This window comes from Bordetella genomosp. 4 (genome assembly GCF_002261185.1).
In the GTDB taxonomy this organism is placed as follows: Bacteria; Pseudomonadota; Gammaproteobacteria; order Burkholderiales; family Burkholderiaceae_B; genus Bordetella_A.
Genome location: NZ_NEVQ01000003.1, coordinates 157,550 through 178,962, shown reverse-complemented (window position 1 = coordinate 178,962; position 21,413 = coordinate 157,550). Strand labels below are relative to the sequence as shown.

The 21,413-nt window shown below is 60.9% G+C and carries 24 protein-coding genes; 14 read left to right on the top strand and 10 right to left on the bottom strand.

The window, feature by feature from the left end; genetic code table 11:
* From cydB to purT, 4 genes are all read right to left on the bottom strand, one after another.
* Nucleotides 1–1,155, bottom strand: a complete 1,155-nt coding sequence (cydB, locus tag CAL20_RS03340) for a cytochrome d ubiquinol oxidase subunit II (RefSeq protein WP_094819671.1) — start codon at nt 1,153–1,155, stop codon at nt 1–3.
* Between the two features lie 15 nt (nt 1,156–1,170).
* The gene (locus tag CAL20_RS03335) at nt 1,171–2,748 is read right to left on the bottom strand and encodes a cytochrome ubiquinol oxidase subunit I (protein ID WP_094819670.1); all 1,578 of its coding nucleotides are present in this window, start codon (nt 2,746–2,748) and stop codon (nt 1,171–1,173) included.
* 207 nt (nt 2,749–2,955) lie between these two features.
* On the bottom strand, nt 2,956–3,501 hold the full coding sequence (locus CAL20_RS03330; RefSeq protein ID WP_094819669.1) for a GbsR/MarR family transcriptional regulator: 546 nt from the start codon (nt 3,499–3,501) through the stop codon (nt 2,956–2,958).
* Between the two features lie 381 nt (nt 3,502–3,882).
* Nucleotides 3,883–5,097, bottom strand: coding sequence for a formate-dependent phosphoribosylglycinamide formyltransferase (gene purT / locus CAL20_RS03325; RefSeq protein ID WP_094837182.1), 1,215 nt, complete (start codon nt 5,095–5,097; stop codon nt 3,883–3,885).
* Nucleotides 5,098–5,208: 111 nt separating this feature from the next.
* Here purT and CAL20_RS03320 point away from each other — a divergent pair, with 111 nt between their 5' ends.
* The 8 genes from CAL20_RS03320 (at nt 5,209) to hprK (ending at nt 11,238) form a co-directional block, all read left to right on the top strand.
* Nucleotides 5,209–6,198: a KpsF/GutQ family sugar-phosphate isomerase gene (locus CAL20_RS03320; RefSeq protein ID WP_094819667.1), complete on the top strand. Its 990-nt coding sequence runs from the start codon at nt 5,209–5,211 to the stop codon at nt 6,196–6,198.
* Nucleotides 6,195–6,803 (top strand): KdsC family phosphatase, encoded by a 609-nt coding sequence (locus CAL20_RS03315; RefSeq protein WP_094819666.1) that lies wholly within the window; start codon nt 6,195–6,197, stop codon nt 6,801–6,803. Before CAL20_RS03320 ends, CAL20_RS03315 begins: the two co-directional genes overlap by 4 nt.
* A gap of 13 nt (nt 6,804–6,816) precedes the next feature.
* Nucleotides 6,817–7,428, top strand: coding sequence for an LPS export ABC transporter periplasmic protein LptC (lptC, locus tag CAL20_RS03310; protein WP_094837181.1), 612 nt, complete (start codon nt 6,817–6,819; stop codon nt 7,426–7,428).
* Between the two features lie 83 nt (nt 7,429–7,511).
* A complete protein-coding gene (lptA, locus tag CAL20_RS03305) occupies nt 7,512–8,087 on the top strand; it encodes a lipopolysaccharide transport periplasmic protein LptA (RefSeq protein ID WP_094837304.1) in 576 nt (191 codons plus the stop codon).
* Between the two features lie 28 nt (nt 8,088–8,115).
* Complete coding sequence (gene lptB, locus CAL20_RS03300) at nt 8,116–8,907, top strand: LPS export ABC transporter ATP-binding protein (protein WP_094819664.1); 792 nt, start codon at nt 8,116–8,118, stop codon at nt 8,905–8,907.
* A 234-nt stretch (nt 8,908–9,141) separates the two neighbouring features.
* Nucleotides 9,142–9,480 carry a ribosome hibernation-promoting factor, HPF/YfiA family gene (hpf, locus tag CAL20_RS03295; RefSeq protein ID WP_094819663.1) on the top strand — a complete coding sequence of 113 codons (339 nt, stop codon included), beginning with the start codon at nt 9,142–9,144 and terminating at the stop codon, nt 9,478–9,480.
* Nucleotides 9,481–9,838: 358 nt separating this feature from the next.
* Nucleotides 9,839–10,294, top strand: coding sequence for a PTS sugar transporter subunit IIA (locus CAL20_RS03290; RefSeq protein ID WP_176456437.1), 456 nt, complete (start codon nt 9,839–9,841; stop codon nt 10,292–10,294).
* 17 nt (nt 10,295–10,311) lie between these two features.
* A complete protein-coding gene (gene hprK / locus CAL20_RS03285) occupies nt 10,312–11,238 on the top strand; it encodes an HPr(Ser) kinase/phosphatase (protein ID WP_094819661.1) in 927 nt (308 codons plus the stop codon).
* Between the two features lie 11 nt (nt 11,239–11,249).
* On the opposite strand, the gene CAL20_RS03280 is transcribed toward hprK, so the two are convergent.
* Entirely contained in the window at nt 11,250–12,575 is a 1,326-nt protein-coding gene (locus CAL20_RS03280) for a cytochrome c (RefSeq protein ID WP_094837180.1), read from the bottom strand.
* A 12-nt stretch (nt 12,576–12,587) separates the two neighbouring features.
* A complete protein-coding gene (locus CAL20_RS03275; RefSeq protein ID WP_254923901.1) occupies nt 12,588–13,202 on the bottom strand; it encodes a c-type cytochrome in 615 nt (204 codons plus the stop codon).
* Between the two features lie 331 nt (nt 13,203–13,533).
* Between CAL20_RS03275 and rapZ the strand changes: the two genes are divergently transcribed.
* Nucleotides 13,534–14,406, top strand: a complete 873-nt coding sequence (rapZ, locus tag CAL20_RS03270) for an RNase adapter RapZ (RefSeq protein ID WP_094819658.1) — start codon at nt 13,534–13,536, stop codon at nt 14,404–14,406.
* Nucleotides 14,403–15,431 (top strand): septal ring lytic transglycosylase RlpA family protein, encoded by a 1,029-nt coding sequence (locus CAL20_RS03265; protein ID WP_094819657.1) that lies wholly within the window; start codon nt 14,403–14,405, stop codon nt 15,429–15,431. Before rapZ ends, CAL20_RS03265 begins: the two co-directional genes overlap by 4 nt.
* 14 nt (nt 15,432–15,445) lie before the next feature.
* Here the strand turns inward: CAL20_RS03265 and CAL20_RS03260 are convergent, their stop codons facing one another.
* On the bottom strand, nt 15,446–16,033 hold the full coding sequence (locus tag CAL20_RS03260) for a methylated-DNA--[protein]-cysteine S-methyltransferase (RefSeq protein ID WP_094819656.1): 588 nt from the start codon (nt 16,031–16,033) through the stop codon (nt 15,446–15,448).
* Nucleotides 16,030–16,968, bottom strand: a complete 939-nt coding sequence (gene rsmI, locus CAL20_RS03255) for a 16S rRNA (cytidine(1402)-2'-O)-methyltransferase (RefSeq protein ID WP_094819655.1) — start codon at nt 16,966–16,968, stop codon at nt 16,030–16,032. Before rsmI ends, CAL20_RS03260 begins: the two co-directional genes overlap by 4 nt.
* A gap of 68 nt (nt 16,969–17,036) precedes the next feature.
* On the opposite strand from rsmI, the gene CAL20_RS03250 reads away from it, so the two are divergent.
* From CAL20_RS03250 to CAL20_RS03235, 4 genes are all read left to right on the top strand, one after another.
* On the top strand, nt 17,037–17,537 hold the full coding sequence (locus tag CAL20_RS03250; RefSeq protein WP_094837303.1) for a YraN family protein: 501 nt from the start codon (nt 17,037–17,039) through the stop codon (nt 17,535–17,537).
* A 180-nt stretch (nt 17,538–17,717) separates the two neighbouring features.
* Complete coding sequence (locus CAL20_RS03245; RefSeq protein ID WP_094819654.1) at nt 17,718–18,311, top strand: phosphoheptose isomerase; 594 nt, start codon at nt 17,718–17,720, stop codon at nt 18,309–18,311.
* On the top strand, nt 18,311–19,048 hold the full coding sequence (locus CAL20_RS03240) for a BON domain-containing protein (RefSeq protein WP_373558265.1): 738 nt from the start codon (nt 18,311–18,313) through the stop codon (nt 19,046–19,048). The genes CAL20_RS03245 and CAL20_RS03240 overlap by 1 nt, the downstream gene beginning before the upstream one ends.
* An 80-nt stretch (nt 19,049–19,128) precedes the next feature.
* Nucleotides 19,129–19,623, top strand: coding sequence for a peroxiredoxin family protein (locus CAL20_RS03235; protein ID WP_094837178.1), 495 nt, complete (start codon nt 19,129–19,131; stop codon nt 19,621–19,623).
* A 9-nt stretch (nt 19,624–19,632) separates the two neighbouring features.
* On the opposite strand, the gene CAL20_RS03230 is transcribed toward CAL20_RS03235, so the two are convergent.
* Together CAL20_RS03230 and CAL20_RS03225 are read right to left on the bottom strand one after the other, a co-directional pair.
* Complete coding sequence (locus CAL20_RS03230; RefSeq protein ID WP_094837177.1) at nt 19,633–20,418, bottom strand: HpcH/HpaI aldolase family protein; 786 nt, start codon at nt 20,416–20,418, stop codon at nt 19,633–19,635.
* Nucleotides 20,419–20,447: 29 nt separating this feature from the next.
* A complete protein-coding gene (locus tag CAL20_RS03225) occupies nt 20,448–21,392 on the bottom strand; it encodes a Bug family tripartite tricarboxylate transporter substrate binding protein (RefSeq protein WP_094819886.1) in 945 nt (314 codons plus the stop codon).
* Between the last annotated feature and the right edge of the window lie 21 nt (nt 21,393–21,413).

Sequence of the window (21,413 nt, the reverse complement as noted above, 5' to 3'; positions counted from 1 at the left end):
CTAATAAGAATTAGGCGTACCCGAGATCGACTCGGTCGTGACCTTGCCGCGCATGACGCGATAAACCCACGCGGTGTAGACCGTGATGATGGGCATGAAGAACGCCACCGCCAGCAGCATGATCCATAACGTCAGATGGCTCGACGACGCATCCCATATCGTCAGTCCGAAACGCGGCACGGTCGACGAAGGCATCAGGAATGGAAACAGCGCGACCCCCACCGTCAGAATGACGCCGGCCACTGCCAATGACGACACGACGAAGGCCAGCCAATTCACCCGAACGCTAAGCAGCAATGCCACGATCAGCGCGCCACCCACGCCCAATGCCGGTGCAATCCAGGCGACAGGCCATTTTTCAAAATTAGCCATCCACGCGCCGGCCTGTACCGAAACCTCTTTGAGCGCGGGGTCCGACGCGGCCAGCGTATTGGTCGCACTGACGACGACATGTCCGTCCAGACCGCCCGCAACCCAGAACCCGCCCGCAGCAAACAATGCGGCAGTCAGCACCGCGGCAATACGGCCTACGTTGCGCGCACGCATCGCCACTGCGCCGTCGGTACGCCACGCCAACACCACCGCGCCGTGCATGACCAACATGACCACGCTCAACACCCCGGCCAGCAGGGCAAACGGGCTGAACAGCTGATAAAAATGCCCGTGATACTCCGGCCGCAGCGTATTGCTGTCAAAGCCAAACGGGACACCCACAATCAGGTTGCCCATGGCCACCCCAAACACCAAAGCGGCCACTATCCCCGAACCGCACAGCACGTGGTCCCACGTACTGCGCCAGCGCGTGCCTTCCATCTTGCTGCGATATTTAAAGCCTACCGGCCGCACAATCAATGCGATCAGCACCAACATCATCGCCAGATAGAAGCCCGAGAACGACGCCGCGTACAACAGCGGCCACGCCGCAAACACGCCTGCACCCGCGGTAATCAGCCAGACTTGGTTGCCCTCCCAGACGGGGCCCACCACATTGATTACCACACGCCGTTCGGCATCAGTGCGCGCCACCACCGGCAACAACGCCGCAATACCCAGATCAAAGCCGTCCATCACGGCGAAAGCAATCAGCAGGAAGCCCAGCAGCCCCCACCACACCACGCGCAGTGTCGCGTAATCAAAAGGAATCAACGTTTCCATGTGCGGTCTCCGTGCTCAGTAGGCATCAACAGCAGCCGCCACGGGGTCGGCCTGGGTCGGACGCGGTGCGGGCGCCTCGGTTTTGGGCCCGGCTTTGATCGCGTGCAACATGACTTTCACGCCCACAATCAACAGCACGGTGTACAAGACCAGGAATATTCCCAAACTGATCGCCAGATCGGTGAACGTCAGGCCAGAGGCGGCATAGTACGTGGGAAGGACGCCTTCGATCACCCAAGGTTGACGCCCGTACTCGGCGACAAACCAGCCGGCTTCGATCGCCACCCACGGCAGCGGCAGGCTCCACAGTGCGATCTTCAACAAGGTCGGCCGGCTATCCAGACGGCCGCGCGACGCCAGCCAGAATGCGACCGCAAAAAAGGCAATCAAATACATTCCGACCGCGACCATGATGCGGAACGCCCAGAACAGCGGCGCGACATTCGGGATCGTGTCCAACGCCGCCTTTTTGATATCGGCGTCGGTGACCTTGCTCAGGTCAGACTGATAACGCTTGACCAACAAGGCGTATCCCAAGTCGGGCCATCCTTTGTCCAACACCATGCGTGCCTCGGCGTCGCCGGGATTTTTCCGGATCCGCTCCATCGCCTGGTATGCCACGATGCCCTCGCGAATGCGGAACTCGGCCCGCCTGACCAGATCGTCAATACCGAGCAGCGGCGTCGTCAGTGAACGAGTACCGATGATGCCCATTACATACGGAATTTCGATGGCAAAATCGTTTTTGCGCTCAGCCTGGTTGGGAATTGCAAACAGATTGAAGCTGGCCGGCGCCGGCTCGGTGTGCCACATAGCCTCTATCGCCGCGATCTTCATTTTCTGATGTTCGGTAGTCAGATAGCCGCTTTCGTCTCCCAGCACCACCACAGACAGCGATGCGGCCAGGCCAAAGCTGGCAGCTACGGCCATCGAACGCTTGGCCAGATCCACATGACGGCGGCGCAAGAGATACCAGGCGCTGATCGACATGACGAACATGGCCCCCGCGACATACCCTGCGCTCACGGTGTGCACGAATTTCGCCTGAGCGACCGGGTTGAAAATGACCGCAGCAAAATCGGTCATTTCCATCCGCATGGTGTCGGGGTTGAACACCGCGCCGACCGGGTTCTGCATCCACCCATTGGCGATCAGAATCCACAGCGCCGAGAAATTGGTGCCAAACGCCACCAGCCAGGTCACAATCAAATGGCCGACCTTGGACAGGCGATTCCAGCCAAAGAAAAACAGACCGACGAACGTGGCCTCGAGGAAGAAAGCCATCAGGCCTTCCAGTGCTAACGGCGCCCCGAACACATCGCCCACGTAGTGGCTGTAATAGGACCAGTTCATGCCGAACTGGAATTCCATCACCACGCCGGTCGCCACGCCCAAGGCAAAGTTGATGCCGAACAAAGTGCCCCAGAACATCGTCATGCGGCGCCAGATGTCCCGGCCTGTCATGACGTACACGCTTTCCATGATGGCCAGAATGAACGACAGCCCTAGCGTCAGCGGCACAAAAATGAAGTGGTACATCGCGGTCGCGGCAAACTGAAACCGCGACAGGTTCACAACATCTAAATCAACCATGGACCGCTCTCCCCAGACAGACAACGAACCCGGACGGCATGCGTAGACCACAGCCGACGCAATGAGTGTTGCATACGATACTCTCAACGGCGTGAATAAACCCAGCGGCCGTGCCGCGGAGACCAGGAAAATCGGGCGTCACCCGGCGCTTTCCTGATAAGGACCTACAAGGCAGCTTCATAACCCTTCTCTATATACGCCACGACGTCAATCCCGGCCCCGCAGCTTGCCGGCAAAATCCAATGCCTTTTGCACCTTTTTCCCTAACTGCATCAGACGTTGCAGCGTCTCGGGGGGTAGGCCGTGCACTTCGTCGAACCACCCCGTCGTCAACTCGATGAGTTCGAGCATTTCGTTCATGCGTTGCTGGGCATACGCCTCCGATTCGCCTTGTGGCGGTTCAAGCAAGGTATCGCGCAGCAATGTCAACGTCGGGTCGATTTCACGCTTGCGCTTTTCCTCCATCAGGATGCGAAAGATCTCCCAGACGTCTTTAGGTGTTTCGAAATAGTCGCGCCGGTCACCGACTCGATGGACCAGTTTCACCAAGCGCCAGGACTGCAGTTCCTTGAGCCCCATGCTGACGTTCGAGCGCGAAAAACTCAGCGCCTCTGCGATGTCATCCGCATGTAATGGCTGTGGCGACAGAAACAGCAATGCGTACATCTGCCCCACGGTGCGATTCACGCCCCAGCGGCTGCCCATTTCTCCGAAATGCAGTACGAATCGTTCTGTTTGAGGGCTAAGTGGCATAATTTTGTTACTTTAACTTCAGAAATTCCTGAAATTATCGAACAAATAGAACATGAAGACAACTGGCTCATGTGCGGTGACCCGCACAAGTCGCATTCGCCATCAAGAAACATGAAATTGCAATCGCGGCATCATACGGCTGCAAAATGCGTCGGGCGTGACAATTGCCCCGACAAATCGTCATGCCATGACAAAAATCAAATGTGGGGCTTTTTTTGTTGCCGGGCCGCCCCAAAACAAAAACACCCCCTGGGGGGGCAGCAAGCCAAAGGCGCAGCGTGGGGGCTTTTCCCTTGCCGGGCCGCCCCAAAACAAAAACGCCCCCTGGGGGGCGCGCTCACCGCGGCAGGCGATGCCGCGGCGTTCTGCATGAGACCAGGATCAGCCCTGGACGACCACCGTCGATGACACGCGCTTGGCCTTTTCTCGAGCCGCGTCCACATCGGCAGCGACCGCCAACGCCACACCCATGCGACGTTTGACAAAGGACTCCGGTTTGCCGAACAGCCGCAGATCAGTGCCCGGCTCAGCCAGCGCCTGTGCGACGTTATGGAACGTCACATCTTTGGTGTCGACGCCCCCGTAAATAACGCTGCTGGCGCCCGGTTGACGCAGCGACGTATCGACCGGCAAGCCCAAGAGCGCGCGCGCATGCAGCTCGAATTCGCTTTGCACCTGCGAAATCATGGTCACCATCCCCGTGTCGTGCGGCCGGGGGCTGACCTCGGAAAACCAGACCTGATCGCCCGCCACAAACAACTCGACCCCGAAGACTCCCATACCGCCCAAATCCCCCGTGATGGCACGGGCGATGTCGCGGGCACGCTCGAGCGCGGCCGGCGACATGGGATGCGGTTGCCAGCTCTCGACATAATCGCCGTCCACCTGACGATGGCCGATCGGGTCGCAGAAATACGTTTCGATACTGCCATCGGCGGCGCGCGCCCGTACGGTCAACAAGGTGATTTCGTAATCGAACTTGATGAACCCCTCGACGATGATGCGGCCCGCACCGACACGACCGCCTTCTTGGGAATATTGCCAGGCAGCAGCGATCTCATCGGGTCCATGAATCACCGACTGGCCTTTGCCGGACGAGGACATCACCGGCTTGACCACACACGGATAGCCGATACCGCCCTCGATGGCTTCGCGCAGCGCCGCCTCGGTATCCACAAAGCGGTATGGCGAAGTCGGCAGCTTCAGCGTTTCTGCCGCCAGACGGCGGATGCCCTCGCGATTCATCGTCAGTTGCGCCGCCCGGGCAGTCGGCGTGACGCGCACAGCGCCAGCCGCCTCCAAGGCCACCAGCACATCCGTCGCAATCGCCTCGATCTCGGGTACCACCACGTCAGGGCGCTCTTGTTCGATCACGCGCCGCAAGGCCTCGGGATCGGTCATCGTGATCACGTGCGCACGATGGGCGACCTGATGACCTGGCGCGTCGGCATAACGATCGACGGCAATGACCTCGACACCGAGCCGCTGCAATGCAACGATGACTTCTTTGCCAAGTTCCCCGCTACCCAGCAGCATGACGCGGGTAGCCGAGGGGGACAAGGGCGTACCCAATACGGGCGCGGGAAACGAGGACATGATGAGAAACCTGTCTAAGTGAAAAAACGAGTAAAAACGAAATTTTGCCGCGCCAGCATGCCATAGCCCCCGACCGGCGGCAACTGACCGTACTGCGATTAAAATCCGCTCATGACCGACCATCCCACTCTCTCGCCTGACACGGCACTCGAATCGGCGCGCCGAACGCTGCAAATCGAGGCCCAGGCCATCATCGACCTGTCCGCCCGGCTGGACGGCGACTTTACGCGCGTCGTAGAACTGCTCCTGGCCTGTCGCGGCAGGGTTGTCGTCAGCGGCATCGGCAAGACCGGCCATATCGCCCGCAAAATCGCCGCCACTTTTGCCTCGACCGGGACGCCCGCGTTTTTTGTGCATGCCGCCGAGGCCATACACGGCGACCTGGGCATGATCACCCGCGATGATGTCCTGATCGCGGTCTCGCACTCCGGTTCAGGCCAGGAGTTGCTCACCATTCTGCCGGTCGCTCGCCGCATGGGCGCCCGGCTGGTCGCCATCACCGGCAACCCCGCATCCGAATTGGCGCAACTGGCAGATCTGCATCTGGACACCAGCGTGGCCCAAGAAGCCTGCCCGCTGAATCTGGCTCCCACGGCCAGCACGACGACAGCACTGGCATTGGGCGATGCGCTCGCTGTCGCCTGCCTGGAGGCTCGCGGTTTCGGCCCCGAGGACTTTGCCCGGTCGCATCCCGGCGGCACCCTGGGCCGCCGTTTGCTGACTCACGTACGCGACGTCATGCGTGATGGCCCAGCCCTGCCGCTGGTCGCGGAGGACGCCAAACTGTTCACTGCCCTCGAAGAAATGTCCGCAAAAGGCATGGGCATGACCATCGTGGTAGATTCGTCGGATAAACCGGTCGGCATTTTTACCGACGGCGACTTGCGCCGCCTCATCGAACGCCACGGCGACATCCGCAATCTGACTGTCGCTCAGGGCATGACCCGTATGCCGCGCAGCATAGGCCCCGACGCGCTGGCCGTCGATGCCGCCCGCCTGATGGATGAGCAACGGCTCAACCAGATGCTGGTTGTCGACGCTAGTGGAGCCCTGCTGGGCGCTTTGCATATGCATGATCTGATGGCAGCCAAGGTAGTATGAATATGAATATCCCCCGCTCTTCTCCCCACCCCGCCGAAGCGCTGGTGCTGGCCCGCATTCCGCCTGCCGTGCGCGAACGTGCCGCCGCTGTGCGTTTGATGGTCTTCGACGTGGATGGCGTACTGACCGACGGCAGCCTGTACTACGGTGAAAACGGCGAAGAACTGAAACGATTCCATACCCTGGACGGCCATGGTCTGCGCCTGCTCACTGAGGGTGGCCTGAAAATCGCGCTCGTCACGGGACGTTCAGGCCCCATCGTGAGCCGCCGCGCAGCGGAACTCGGGATTGCCGACGTCATGCAAGGCGTCCGCGACAAGGCCGGTGCGCTGACAGAACTCGCCCAACGGCACGCGGTCGCGCTCAACCAGACAGGCTTTATGGGTGACGACATCATTGATCTGCCCGCCATGCAGCGCGCCGGCTTTGCCGCGAGCGTGCCCAACGCGCCGGGCTATATCACTCAGGCGGCGCACTGGGTCGCCTCGCAGCCTGGCGGCAGCGGTGCCGTACGCGAATGCTGCGACCTGCTGTTGGCCTCGCAGGGCCGGCTCGGCCCCTTCATGACGGCGCCAGGCCTGCTGAGCGCAGGCGCCATCCAATAACCATCGGCCAGGCATGAAAGAGCGACTTCCCGCATTAATCGCATTATTGTTGTTGATTGCACTGGTGGCATGCACCTGGTGGGCTGCCGACTACGCACAACGCGCCATTCCCGTCGATCCGCCACGCCGCCTGACGCACGAAATGGATTCCTGGGCACGCGATTTTGTCATGTTGCGCACCGACCCCCAGGGCAAACCCATCAATCGCATGGAAGGCAAATACGCGGAACACTTTCCCGATGACGACTCGTACCATGTCACGGCTCCGCGTGCGATCGGCCAACAAGAAGCCAACCCCATCACCGTCGGCACGGCCGATACCGCCATCATGGAACAGGGCGGCAAACGCATCGTGATGAACGGCAAGGCCCATTTGCACCGCCAGCAAGACGCCCAAAACGATGCACTTGACGTACGCAGCGAACAGCTCATCATCCTGCCTGATGAGGATGTCATTTATACCGACCTGCCCGCCGTCGTCCTCAAAGGCAATTCGCGCATGAGCGGCACTGGCATGCACTACAACAACAAGACCCGGCAACTCCAGGTCTCCGCGTCGACCGACGTTGAGATTTCCGGTTCCGAAACACGTGGCCGTACTCGAAACGGCGCCAACCAGAATTGACCATGACAGACAGAACTTTCCCCCATGTCGCGCCCCTGGCCAGCCGCCACAATGTGGCACGTACCGGCGCCTTGCTCCTGACAATGCTGTTGCTGGGTGTGGGCGCCAACGTTCATGCGCAACAACAAAGTGGTTCGGCTGAAGAGCCCAGCACCATGATCTTGTCGGACACGCTCCACTATGACGATATCAAACGCCAAAGTGTATTCACGGGCAACGTGGTGCTCACACGCGGGCTGATGAAACTGACCGCCGACAAGCTCGAGGTCAACGAGGACGAGGCGGGCAACCAGCACGGTACGGCCATTGCCAACAAGGGCAAAGTCGTCACGATCCGCCAAGAGCGCCCGGAGACCTTCGACGTCATCGAAGGCACGGGTCTGCGCGCCGAATACGACAGCAGCAAAAGTCAGTTCGACCTGATCGGCCAAGCCGTGGTGATCCGCTATATCTGCGGCAAACAGTTCGACACAATCCGCGGCGAGCGAGTGCGTTACAACGAAAAAACCGGCGTTTATCAAGCGCAAGGCGGGGCCAACTCTTCTGCCCCCGGCGGTCGCGTGCGTTCCGTCGTCGAGCCGCGCTCCAAGGCCGATGCGGCAGTCGCCGAATGCCGCGCCGGCAAGGGCAACAATAAGGCCAAACAAACTAATGGCTAATTCTTCTTCATCTCTCAGTACCGCAGCAATGACTGACACTCGCACGCCGTCTGCGTCACCCTCTATCGCAGGCGCCAAGCAAGGCAGCCTGCGTGCCACGGGCCTGCGCAAGGTCTACAACGGCCGCACCGTCGTGCAAGACGTCTCCCTGTCGGTTGTCAGCGGCGAAGTGGTGGGGCTGCTGGGCCCCAACGGCGCCGGCAAAACCACCAGCTTCTATATGATTGTCGGCTTGGTGCCGGCCGACTCAGGCCGCATCGAAATCGACGGGACAGCCATCACTTCCATGCCGATTCACAAACGGGCTCGCATGGGGCTGTCGTATCTGCCTCAGGACGCATCGGTATTCCGTCGCCTGACCGTCGAACAAAACATCCGGGCAGTCCTGGAATTACAGCTCGATGCACACGGTAAAAGCCTTTCCGAACCGCAAATCAAAGAGCAGCTCGAAACACTGCTCGACGAACTGCAGATCGGCCACATCCGCGGCAGTGCCGCGATTTCCTTGTCCGGCGGTGAACGCCGGCGCGTAGAGATCGCGCGCGCTTTGGCCACACGGCCGCGTTTCATTTTGCTGGACGAGCCTTTTGCCGGGGTGGATCCCATCGCCGTGATCGAGATTCAGCGCATCGTTCGTTTTCTGAAAGGCCGTGGGATTGGCGTTCTGATCACCGATCACAACGTGCGTGAAACCCTGGGTATTTGCGACCGCGCCTACATCATCAGCGAGGGCAAAGTCCTCACCGACGGCCAGCCTGACGAAATCGTGGGCGACCCCGCCGTGCGCCGTGTATACCTGGGCGAGCATTTCCGGATGTAAGCAAAACAATTGCTACGAACCCGACTTGTTTTACCCGACAGAGTCTATACACTAGTACTAACAGAGTTCCTTTTCATCTTTCCTACAGGAGACCCTTTTATTCACTTTCCCGCGCGATAAGCGCATCTGTAATGCCCTCGCCGCACCTTCGGCTTGCTGCTCCCCCGAGGGAGCGCGTTTGCCCACGGACGGCCTGACGGCAAACTTCTCTTTGATATAGAAGGAGAGCGCACTATGAACCTGAGCATCTGCGGTCGTCATCTCGACGTCACCCCGGCCATCCGGGAATATGTCATGAACAAACTGGCGCGAGTGCTGCGGCATTTCGATCACGTGATCGATACCCAGGTTATGCTCTCAGTAGAGCCCCTGCGGCATAGAGCCGAAATTACGATGAGACTGCGTGGTAAGGACATCCATTGCGAAGCGGTGGACGAAAATCTCTATGCAGCGATCGACCTTCTGGCCGACAAGATCGACCGTCAAGTCCTGAAACACAAAGACAAGGTGCAAAGCCATACAGCTGAATCCGTCAAAAGACAGACGGACTTTAGCGCGCCGCCTTCCCCATAAGGCCTCTGTAGCACGACGGGCTCGCATATAACGCGACCCAATCCTCCTAGATCCTCTCGACGGATCATGCTGACACCGGTGTCCCGCAGGATGCAAAAATCCCGCCGGGGCATCGGCAAGTTACTCCCCCGCCCCCCTCCCCCAAAACCCTGGTCACCGGTTACATCCCTGGCTCGGCGTCCCCCTTTTCATTCTTGCCCGGAACCGACTATGCTTTCGGATTCAAACAGGCGAGCGACCGCAGCGATTTTGCCGCCGGGCCGCCCCAAGGCAGAAAGCTCCCCCTCGAGGGCAGCCAACCGAGGGCGCAGCGTGGAGGCTTTTTTGCACTGCGGCATAAAACTCTATAATGACCCGCATGAATCATTTGTCGCGCATCCTACCCGCCGGCAACGTTGTGCTCGACATGGCCGTTACCAGCAAGAAACGAGCATTCGAGCAGGCCGGGCTACTCTTTGAAAACCATCACGGTCTGGCCCGAACCGTCGTGTTCGACAGCCTGTTCGCTCGCGAGCGTCTTGGGTCTACGGCCCTGGGTCAGGGCGTGGCCGTGCCCCACGGCCGCGTCAAGGGGCTGGAAACGCCGTTGGCCGCTTTCGTCCGGCTGGCACAGCCCATCGCATTCGATGCTCCCGATGGCGAGCCAGTCTCCATGCTGATGTGCCTGCTCGTGCCGGAAACGGCTACCCAACAGCATCTGGACATTCTGGCCGAATTGGCCCAGCTCATGTCCAACAAAGCCTTGCGCGAAGCCCTGGCCACGGAAACCGATCCGGCCGAGGTACACCGCATGCTGACCACCGGCCAACGCTGATATCGCGGGACAACGCCATGCTGACGGTGCAGGAACTGATCGACGATAACGTTGGTGACATTCCCCTTAACTGGATCGCGGGCCAGAATGCGGCCCAACGGGCAATTCCTGACGACGGCATGGCGGCCGCCGACCTGGTCGGTCACCTCAACCTCATCCACCCCTCTCGCGTCCAGGTCTTTGGCCAAGAGGAAATCGCCTACTATCAGCGCATCGACAGGCGCCGCCGCACCCACCTCATGGACGAGCTCTTGCTCGGCGGCGTGCCGGCCATTTTGCTAGCCGACGGCCTGACTTCAACGCAGGACCTGATCGACCAATGCGAACAGCATCAGGTGCCCCTGCTATCGACGCCAGTGGCCGCCGCCCAACTGATCGATCTGCTGCGGATCTACCTGAGCAAGAAGCTCGCGCCTACGACTACCGTACATGGCGTCTTCATGGACGTGCTGGGCCTGGGCGTGCTCATCACCGGCGAGTCGGGGCTGGGCAAAAGCGAACTGGCGCTGGAATTGATCTCGCGCGGGCACGGCCTGGTCGCCGACGATGCCGTGGAGTTTTCGCGTATTGCTCCAAACATGATCGAGGGCCATTGTCCGCCTCTGCTGCAAAACATGCTGGAGGTGCGCGGACTAGGGCTGCTGGATATCCGCACGATTTTTGGCGAGACCTCCGTTCGCCGCAAAATGCGTCTGAAGCTCATCGTGCATTTGGTACGTGCGACAGCGCAAGACAAATTCGAGCGCCTGCCATTGCAAGACATCACGCAGGACATGCTGGGCTTGCCCGTGCGCAAAGTCATGCTGCAAGTGGCCGCCGGCCGCAACCTGGCCGTGCTGGTCGAGGCCGCCGTACGCAATACCATCCTGAAACTGCGCGGCATCGACACGCTGGGCGAGTTCATGGAACGCCAGGCCATGGCGATCCTGCAAAGCAGCAAATAAACGCGCTCAGCTCAACGCGAAGCATCCCGCACACGCTTGACCTCGAACGCCGTCACCGCGCTGGCCCGGTTGTCCCAGCTGAATCGGATAAACGAGACCAGTGCGGCAATATCGTTGTCTCCCAGGACCTGCCCAAAGGGCGGCATACCATGTGGCCGCGGATTAGCCGCCGTGGCCGGCGCATAAGCCCCATCCAGCACCAGACGGATCGCGTTGATCGGCGATGGAGCGGTCACCGTGGGATTGCCCGCCAATGGCGGCCAGGCCAGCCCGCTGCCCTGGCCCTGGTCTTGATGGCATTGTGCGCAATGCTGGGCATACAGCTTTCCGCCACGGTCCATTACTGCGTTCGAGGGCTGAGTGGCGGCGCCGCCGGACGGGCTGTTGGACGAGGATGCGTCCGGACTGCCCTGTGTAGGAGGCAGGGACTTCAGATACGTCCCCATGGCTAAAGCATCCGCCTCGCTCAGATACTGCGAACTGCCCAGCACGACTTCGGCCATGGGCCCGCTGGCCGTCGAGTGCTGCGCCACGCCTGTGCGCAACAACGCCGCGATGTCGTGGGCAGTCCATTTGCCCAAGCCCCTCACCGGATCGGCGGTCAGAGCAGGGGCATACCAGTCCAACCCCACGATCATGCCGCCGGTCAGCCCGTCTGCGGCTCGCGTCGCCCCAAGGCTGTTGCGCGGCGCGTGGCACGCAGCGCAGTGTCCCAGCCCCTCGACCAGATAGCGGCCGCGATTCCACTGCGCAGATTGGCTCTCGTTCGTTGGCAACACGCCGGGCTCGAAATACAGCGCGCGCCAAAACGCCAATAACCCTCTCTGATCGTAGGGGAATTTCAGCTCATGTGCGCGACTCGGCTGACTGGAGGGCGTCACTGTGCGCAAGAACGCAAACAAAGCATCCGAATCCGCACGTGAAACTCGGGTGTACTCCGTATAAGGGAAAGCGGGATACAGCAGGCTGCCATCCTTGGACTTGCCGTTATGCAGGGCTTGCCAAAAATCATCAGCGTTCCAACCGCCGATACCGGCTTGCGGATCCGGCGTAATGTTCGGCCCATACAAGGTCCCAAACGGCGTGGGGATGGGCGTGCCGCCTGCGTAGGCTTGGCCGCCGGGTACCGTGTGACATCCCATGCAGTTGCCCAGCCTAGCCAGGTAGCGCCCCTGCTCAACCAGCTGTTGTCCCGCGGCAGCCCCGCCAGCACCGGCCTGCACAACGGCCGGGTTCGGCGCCGCGTCGTCACGGGTGCCTATCCAGTACAAGACGCCCACGGCCACCACGCACGCCGCAAACAAAGCCAGCAGACCATATTGAATAATGCGTTTCATGCCGCCCCCCTCTCAGCGTTGCGCCTGGCTGCCACATTCGGCAGGCAAGGTCGTTTCCCCTGCGGGGTCGGGTTGGTATGGCTCTACTACGGGACGCGAGGACAGCCACGCCGACAATGCGCCAATATCCTCCGGGGTAAGTTTTTGCGCAACGTCAGCCATGCAATCCGGCGCGGCCGCCCGACGCAGTCCGTTTTTCCAGCCGCCGATCTGCGCTCCGATATAGTCGCGCGGCAAGCCCAGCAGACCGGGAATCGCTGGCGAATGCCCGCTGAGCGCCGTACCATGACAGGCAACGCATGCAGGTAAACCGCGAGCGGGATCTCCCTGCATGGCCAGCACGCGGCCATGCTCCAACATGTCGGGCGACACCGCCGCCCGAACAGGAGGCGGATACGGCACGTGCTGGTCCGCAAAATAGGCCGCTATTTCGCGCAAGTAGTCGTCCGGCAACCCCGCCAGCAAATGGGTCATGGGCCGATATAGACGTAAACCGTCACGAAAATTCAATAACTGATGGTAAAGATAGTCGCTGGGCTTGCCGGCCAACCGGGGGTAATAGCCGTCGGCGCCAGCCTTGCCCTGCTCGCCGTGGCAGGCGGTACAGGCTGCCACACGGGCCTGCATGGTGCCTGGTTGCAGGAGGTTGTTGTCCGGAGCAGATTGCGCTGAGACCGGTGACAGAACGCTTATCGCCGTCACCGCCAGGCCGAAGATCCAGCGCAAGGACCATCCAATTCGATACCAACAGGAAAATGCTGACATGGAAGATGCTGACATTGATTGCTGCAAAGGAAAGAAATCAGGACAATGAACGGCCGGCATGACATGGCGGCCTCATCTTACGCTGCCAAGTCGGATAGGTACAGCAAGCTCCTAGGGTTCTCGCCTGCTACTGATCACATCACAAGGGATCCGGTAAAGAACGGGTAGCCAAAATCATGCAACAATCAGGGTCATGTTAAGAGTCGTCCTCATTACCGGAATATCTGGCTCAGGCAAGTCGGTGGCATTGCGTATGCTCGAAGACACCGGCTATACCTGCATCGACAACCTGCCGGTGCGCTTCTTAAGCGAGTTCATCTCCAGTGCGCGCGACGAAAATCTGGAGCGGGTCGCTATTGCCATCGACGTGCGTTCGCCAGGAGAGCTGGCAGAACTGCCTGACGTGGTGACCGCGCTGCGTGCCATGGGCACGTCGCTACGGGTCATTTTCCTGGATGCCAACACACAGACACTGGTCCAGCGTTATTCCGAGTCTCGCCGCCGTCACCCGCTGACAGACCGTCTGTCACGGGGTGGGCAAGCTCCCTCGCTGCTTGATGCGATTTCGCTCGAGCGCGATCTGCTGGCGCCCTTGCGCGAGCAGGAGCATGTGATCGACACCTCGGGCCTGACGCCAGGTCAATTGCGTTCGTGGATCGCAGATCTGATCCAAGACGATCGGCCGCCGTTGGTGCTGACGTTCGAGTCGTTTGCTTATAAACGCGGTGTGCCGAACGACGCAGACCTGGTATTTGACGCGCGCTGTTTGCCCAATCCGTACTATGACCGCAACTTGCGTCCATTGACGGGCCGCGACGAGCCTGTGGCCACCTGGCTGGCGAGCTTTGATGTTGTCGGGCAGATGATCGACGACATTACGGGCTATTTACGGCGCTGGTTGCCGCAATACACGCACGATACGCGCAATTATCTGACTGTCGCCGTGGGATGCACCGGTGGACAACATCGTTCGGTCTATGTCGTCGAACAACTGGCCAAACGTTTTGCCGACCACGACCCGTTGCTGATACGCCACCGCGCCCAGTTACCGGACGAACACACGTGATCCGCACCCGCCAACTCCTGATGCCCTTTGTGGTCAGCCTGGCCGTGATCATCGCTGGCTGTTCGTCCACCAGCACCCGGAAGGCGGGCGGATATTACAAGGACGATGGTCCAGGTAAAGACGTACCCGCTGATATCGATACGACGCCGGACGCGATTCCGCGTATCGAGCCGCTGGCCAGCGGGGCCAACCGTCCGTACACCGTATTGGGCAAACGCTATGTGCCGATCACAGATCCGGACCAGCCCTACAAGGCGCGCGGAGTGGCCTCCTGGTACGGCAAAAAATTTCACGGCAACAGCACCTCGATTGGCGAGTCTTATGACATGTACGCGATGACGGCGGCACATCCCACGATGCCTCTGCCCAGTTATGCGCGTGTGACCAGCAGCGTCAATGGCCGTACGATCATTGTCCGAGTCAATGACCGAGGGCCGTTTCATCGCGGCCGCATCATGGATCTGTCGTATACCGCGGCGCATAAGCTGGGCTTGATCGGCGGCGGCAGCGGCGAAGTAACGGTGGAGCGCATTCTGCCCGAAGAGATCCGTCTGGCGCAGTCGCGGGGGACAGTGGTGACGGCAACGGGCGAGGCGGCGTCCACCGCCCGGACTGAGACGGTCACGCCCACACCGCTGCCAGCATCGACATTGACTATGACGGAGTTGGAGCCTACGCCGGTGGCCTCGATGGCGCCGGCTGCGGTATCGGGGGTCCCCGCTGGCGCAGGCGCAGGGGCAGCCGTTGCAAGTGCTGCAAATACGCCGATGCCGGCGGCCGCTCCGCCTGCCGGGGTTTATCTGCAAATGGGTGCCTTCAGCCAGCCTGCGAATGCGCAGGCGCTGGTGCGGCGGGTCAATAGTCAACTGGATTCGTCAGCGGGGAATGTGCCCGCCGTCGTGCAGCAGAATGGATCGCTGTATCGGGTACGGCTGGGCCCTTACGCCGATCGGGCTACGGCGTTGAATGTGGCGCAGCAGGTGGCGGATCGGACCGGCATTTTGCCGAGTTTGGCGACTTATTGAGGGTAGTTACTGCATCACCACGGCAGGTCTAGCTGCCCGTTGTCCACACGGCGCACGCGGGGATGATGACCCAGGTAGCGGTGGCCCTCGTGTTTTAGCAAAGCTTGTTTGCGTTCCAAGCCGCCGCCGAATCCGGTTAGCGAGGTATCGCGGCCGATGATGCGGTGACAGGGAATGAAAATCGAAATCGGATTGCGGCCGACGGCCTGGGCGGCGGCACGAACGGATTTGGGCTTGCCGATGGACAAGGCGAGATCGCTATAACTATTGGTCGTACCAAAGGGCAGCGCCAACAAGGCATCCCAGACGGTGCGTTGGAACGGCGTACCCTGCGGGGCGAGCGGCACGTCGAATTCACGGCGTTGTCCCGCGAACCACTCGGCCAGCTCGGTTTGGGCCTGGCAAAGTATCGGGTGTTCGGGGTGCTGTTGCCACGCATCCGAGTAGGCAGGCAGATCCCATTGGTCCAGAAACCAAGCTCCGCTCAAGGCGGGGAAATCATTATCGGCACTGGACAGAGATGCTGCGGCGAGGCGCATCGGGCCCAAGGGCGTTTCGGTGTCGAGATAAATCACGCGGTGTTCGGCACTAGGGAGTTTCATGCGTCTGCCTTGCGAGCTAGTGCCAGCGCGTACAAGACGTCCCGCGGCTGGCCGGTGACTTTTGCGGCGACCTTTGCAGTATCGCGCACGGATAATGTCTCGAGCAGGGCATCGAGTAATACGAGGGTCGCGGGGTCGTCGGGGCCAGACTCGTCATCTCCAGACGAAGGTGCTGCGTGCACGATCAATACGAATTCGCCCTGGGCGCGATGGGGGTCTTCGGCGAACCAATCGGCGGCCTGCGCCAGCGGCAGGGTGACGATTTGCTCAAAACGCTTGGTCAATTCACGGGCGATCGTCAGATCCCGTTGACCGCCGCACACGTCGAGCAAGTCGGCCAGCATGGCGGTAAGCCGGTGCGGCGACTCGAACATCACTACCGGCGCTGGTAATGCGCACCACGAACGTAGCCAGCGCTGCCGTGCCACGGCCTTGTGCGGCGCAAAGCCCGCGAAAGCATAGGCAGGATTTTCGTCGGAGGTCACGCCGCTGCCCATCAGGGCCGTGATGACTGCGCTGGGCCCGGGCACTGGCACTACAGCATAGCCGGCGGCACGCACGGCACGCACTACACGCGCACCTGGATCGCTGACCGCAGGTGCACCCGCGTCGGAGATGAGCGCTACACGTTGGCCCTGCTCCAGGCGTTGGCAAATGTCCTGGGCGGCAGCGGCCTCGTTATGACGATGGGCAGCCATGAGCGGCGTGGAAATGCCCCAGGCGTCCAACAGACTCCGGCTGGAACGCGTGTCTTCGGCGGCGATCACATCCGCCTGCGCCAGAGCCTGCCAGGCGCGCAGTCCCAGATCCCCCAGGTTGCCGATCGGGGTAGCCACAACGTACAAGGCGGCCTCGGGCCAGAATTGGCCAGTCACGCGCTCGGCCATGCGGCTCCAGGCATCGCCAGCCTGCGCCAATGGGACATTTTGATTCATTCTGGACACCACCAAACAGCAAAGTATGTCAGTGTAGCCGCCTCGACAGGACGATGGCATCCGGCCCCATGCATGACCCTTTTCTGAATATTGCCTATGCGCGCGCTCAGCAGGCGCAGCAGCGTCAACTCAAGCGGCGCCGTGCCGCCGCCCGGCGAGCAGCTCGAACGTCCACACCAGACGGCGACTTTGATCACGAACCATCAATATCCCCAACGCAACGCGTGGGCGCCGCACATGAAGACCGGGCGTTGCAACGGCTCATCGATGCAGGGCTGGTTCCTTTAGCGCGCAATCTCCAGTGCCGCGCCGGCGAAATCGATCTCGTCATGCGGGATGGCGACGTGCTGGTCTTTGTCGAGGTCCGAGCCCGGGCCAGCAATCGCTACGGCGGCGCCGCGGCCAGCGTCGGCCCCGAGAAACGCGCGCGCCTCATTCGCAGCGCGACATTGCTACTGCCCGGCTTGGCCCGCCGGTACTGGCGGGGCCAGACCCCGGTCGCCCGCTTTGACGTGGTCGCCTTTGACGGCGATGAGATTGAATGGCTGCGCGCGGCGTTCAGTCTGTGAAAGGCGGATAGTTTTAGTGACACATGTATCCCTCCTGCAAACACCGAATGTGCCCCGCCCAGCCGCCCTGAGTTTGCCGGTCTGCTCCCCCGGCCGACACCGACGTGACACCTCGTGAACCCGCCTCGCTGCCCCTGGGCGCGTCCGCCCCGCCCCTTGCGACCATGAGATAATGCGCGCATGGATATGACCTCTAGAATGACGTCGCACTTTCGCGACGCCATGGCTGCCTGTGAAGAAAGCATGCACGCGCTGTCGGCCCCGCTGGCCAGCGCGGTGGATATGCTATTTGCTGCGCTGGCCAACAATGGCAAGATTCTCGCTTGCGGCAACGGCGGCTCGGCTGCCGACGCTCAACATTTCATTGCCGAGCTGGTCGGCCGCTTCGAACGCGAACGACTGCCGTTGGCAGGCATCGCGCTGAACACCGATACCGCCATTCTGACCGCCGTCGGCAACGATTACGGCTTCGAAGAAATCTACGAACGCCAGGTCAGCGCGCTCGGACAGCCGGGCGACGTGCTGGTCGCGATTTCGACCAGCGGCAATTCCCCCAACGTGATCCGCGCCATGGAGGCCGCTCACGACCGTGAAATGACCATCATCGTCCTGACGGGCAAGGGCGGCGGAGTCATGAGTGAACTATTGACCGAACACGACGTCAATTTATGTGTGCCTCATGACCGCACCATGCGCATCCAGGAGATTCACTCCCTGCTGTTGCATGCGCTCTGTGACGGTATCGATGCCTTACTTCTCGGAGACACCGAATAATGTTGGACACTCAAAAGGTTGCTCGCCCCCTGCTTCTGGCTGCCATGATCGCCACTGCGGCGGTTTCCCTTTCGGCCTGCGCTCCACTGATCGTGGGCGGCGCGGCGGCCACCACGGCGGTCGTCATCACGGATCGGCGCACCTCCGGCGCTCAGCTCGAGGATAAAAACATCGAGTTCAAGGCCGAAAAGCAGATCGGCGACAAACTGGGCGACAGCGCTAGGGTCAATGCACTGTCCTACAACAATGTGTTGTTATTGACGGGGGATGTCCCCTCTGCAGAAGCCAAAGCCCAGGCCACGTCCATTGCCCAGAGCATCCAGCACGTCAAGAAAGTGGTCAATCAGCTCAATATTGGGCCCGCAGCGCCGTTTAGCACCCGCTCGAACGACACCTGGCTGACGTCCAAAGTCAAAACCCAGTTGATCAACACCAAGTATGTACCGTCTGCCACGATTGACATCACGACGGATCGCGGCGTGGTGTACATGATGGGCCTGGTCACCGAAGCCGAAGGCGACTACGCCGCCAATGCCGCCTCGACAGTCAGCGGCGTGACCAAAGTCGTCAAAATCTTCGAAACCATCAGCCGCGAAGAAGCCCTGCGCCTGTCCGGGCAGAGCAACGCCAAGTCGAGTAATACCTCGTCGTCCGGCACGTCCTCGCAAACCCACGCCCCCATCGAGTCCGGCAGCGGCAATACCGGGGGCGGTGTCGAACTCATGCCGATCAAATAAACCAAATAGACCAACCCGGCCGCCTTGCGGCTACGCCCTTTTTTCCTCGGTATGAATGCCGCGGTTTTTCGAGGCACAAGATGAAGAAAATCGTTCTCACCCTGGCCGTCCTGGTGGCGGCCGGCATCGGCGCCTGGTTCGTGTGGCGCCCGGCCCCGACCGCGCCTGATGTGGCTTTTACAACGCTCGAAGGCAAAACGTTCAGCATGCAAGACCTGCGCGGCAAGGTCGTGCTGGTGAAATTCTGGGCCACGAGCTGCGTCACCTGCGTCAAGCAAATGCCGGGCGCCATCGAGACGTACAAGAAATACGCTCCGAAAGGCTATGAAGCCGTGGCCGTGGCCATGAGCTACGATCCGCCCAATTACGTCTTGAACTACGCCGAAACGCGCAAGCTGCCCTTCCCGGTGGCACTGGACACCAAAGGCGAACTCGCGCGCGCCTTTGGCGACGTCAAGCTCACCCCCACGGCGTTCCTGATCGACAAGGAAGGACACATCATCAAACGCTATCTGGGCGACTACGACGTGGCGGAATTTCACGCCACGCTGGAAAGAGCCTTGGCAACCGGCTGATCGCAGCGATCAGTATCGCAACTGGGCCTCTTTGCCGCCCGATGCCGCCTGCGCCAGCGCCTTGGTAATGATGCTGGTCGACACATTGGCAAAATAGCGTGCCCCCAGGGCGCCGTACTTTTCCTCGTCGGCGGGCGTCAATGCGATGATGCCCGGACACTTTCCTGCCGAGGCAATCGCCTTCAGCCCCTGCTCGATGGCCTGCTGCACGGGTGCAGCATTCCAGTCGCTGCCGTATCCCATGGCATGGGCCAGATCGTTCGGGCCGATAAACACCGCGTCTACGCCATCCACTGCAGCGATCTCTCCTGCGACGGCAATAGCCTGCGGGGTTTCGATCATGGCAATGAATCCAATGCCGTCATTGCTGCGTTGGGTATGCCCGGCCCCGCCGAACGCGCCGTAGCCTGCGGCACGCGTGCTGAATGCGCTGCCGCGCCGGCCCACTGGCGGATAGTGAATCATGTCCGCCAGACGCTGCGCCTGCGCAACACTCTCGACCATGGGTATCTGCACCGCACTGGCCCCCATGTCCAGGATGCGCGGCAGGTCTGGTTCAAAGCAACGCACGATGGGCACGATACCGGTGGCACGCGCCGCGCGCAGCATGTGTTCCGTCATCCCGAAATCCGCACTGCCGTGCTCGTTGTCCAGAATGATGAAATCAAAGCCCGCATAGGCGCACATCTCAACAATGGCCGGGCTGGGCAGGCCATTGAACAGGCCTCGTAGAGGCTTGCCACTGCGCAGCATGGCGGGCAAGCGGCCGTCCAGGGGAAAACGCGCATCAGTCATTACCTGTCTCCAAATACAGCGATATGTGATCAATCGGCTTGAATACCCGCATCCTTGATCACTTTGCCCCATTTTTCCATTTCACTGCGCTGGAATTGCGAAAATGCAGCCGAATCCCGGCCATCCGGCGCGACGCCCAGCGTCATCAATTTGGCATGCACCTGCGGTGTCTTCACAATTTCCGCTATCTCGCGCGCCAGCCGGTCTACGATGGGCGCGGGTGTTCCTGCAGGTGCAAAGATACCCTGCCAGGACTGCATCTCAAAACCCGGCAGCCCGAGTTCGGCCAATGGCTTGACCCCAGGCAAATCTGCCAAAGGCTGTGCCGAGGTGACGCCCAATACCTTGACGCGTTTCGCATCGATCATGGGACGAGCCGCGGCGACCGTCTCAAACACCATATCGATTTGCCCGCCGATCAAATCCACCATGGCTTGCGACCCGCCTTTGTAGATGATCTGACGCAGGCGCGTGTCCGAGATGGACTGGAACAACTGGCCCGACAAATGCTGCGAAGTCCCTGCGCCCGCCGTGCCGTAAGTCAAACTGTCCGGCTGCGCGCGCGCGGCATCGATGATCTGCTGTACCGAGTTGAACGGACTGTCGGCACGCACCACCAGCGCATTGCTGACCATCCCCACCAGCGCAACCGGCGTGAAATCCTTCACCGGATCGTAGCCAGGCGACTTGATGAAGAACGGATTGACTGCATGTGTCGTGATCGTGCCACCCACCAGGGTGTAGCCATCCGGCTCGGCACGAGCCGCCTGCTGTGTGCCAACCAGCCCTGACACGCCTGGTTTGTTCTCGACGATCACCGACTGCCCCAGCCGCGCGCTCAATTGTTCCGCCATCAATCTGGCCACGCCATCGGATACCCCGCCCGGCGAGAACGGCACAATGTATCGAATGCTTTTGGTGGGCCAGGCGGTGTCATTCGTCTGGGCCTGGGCCACCGGAACAACGCTCCCCATGGTCGCCAATGCAATCAAGGC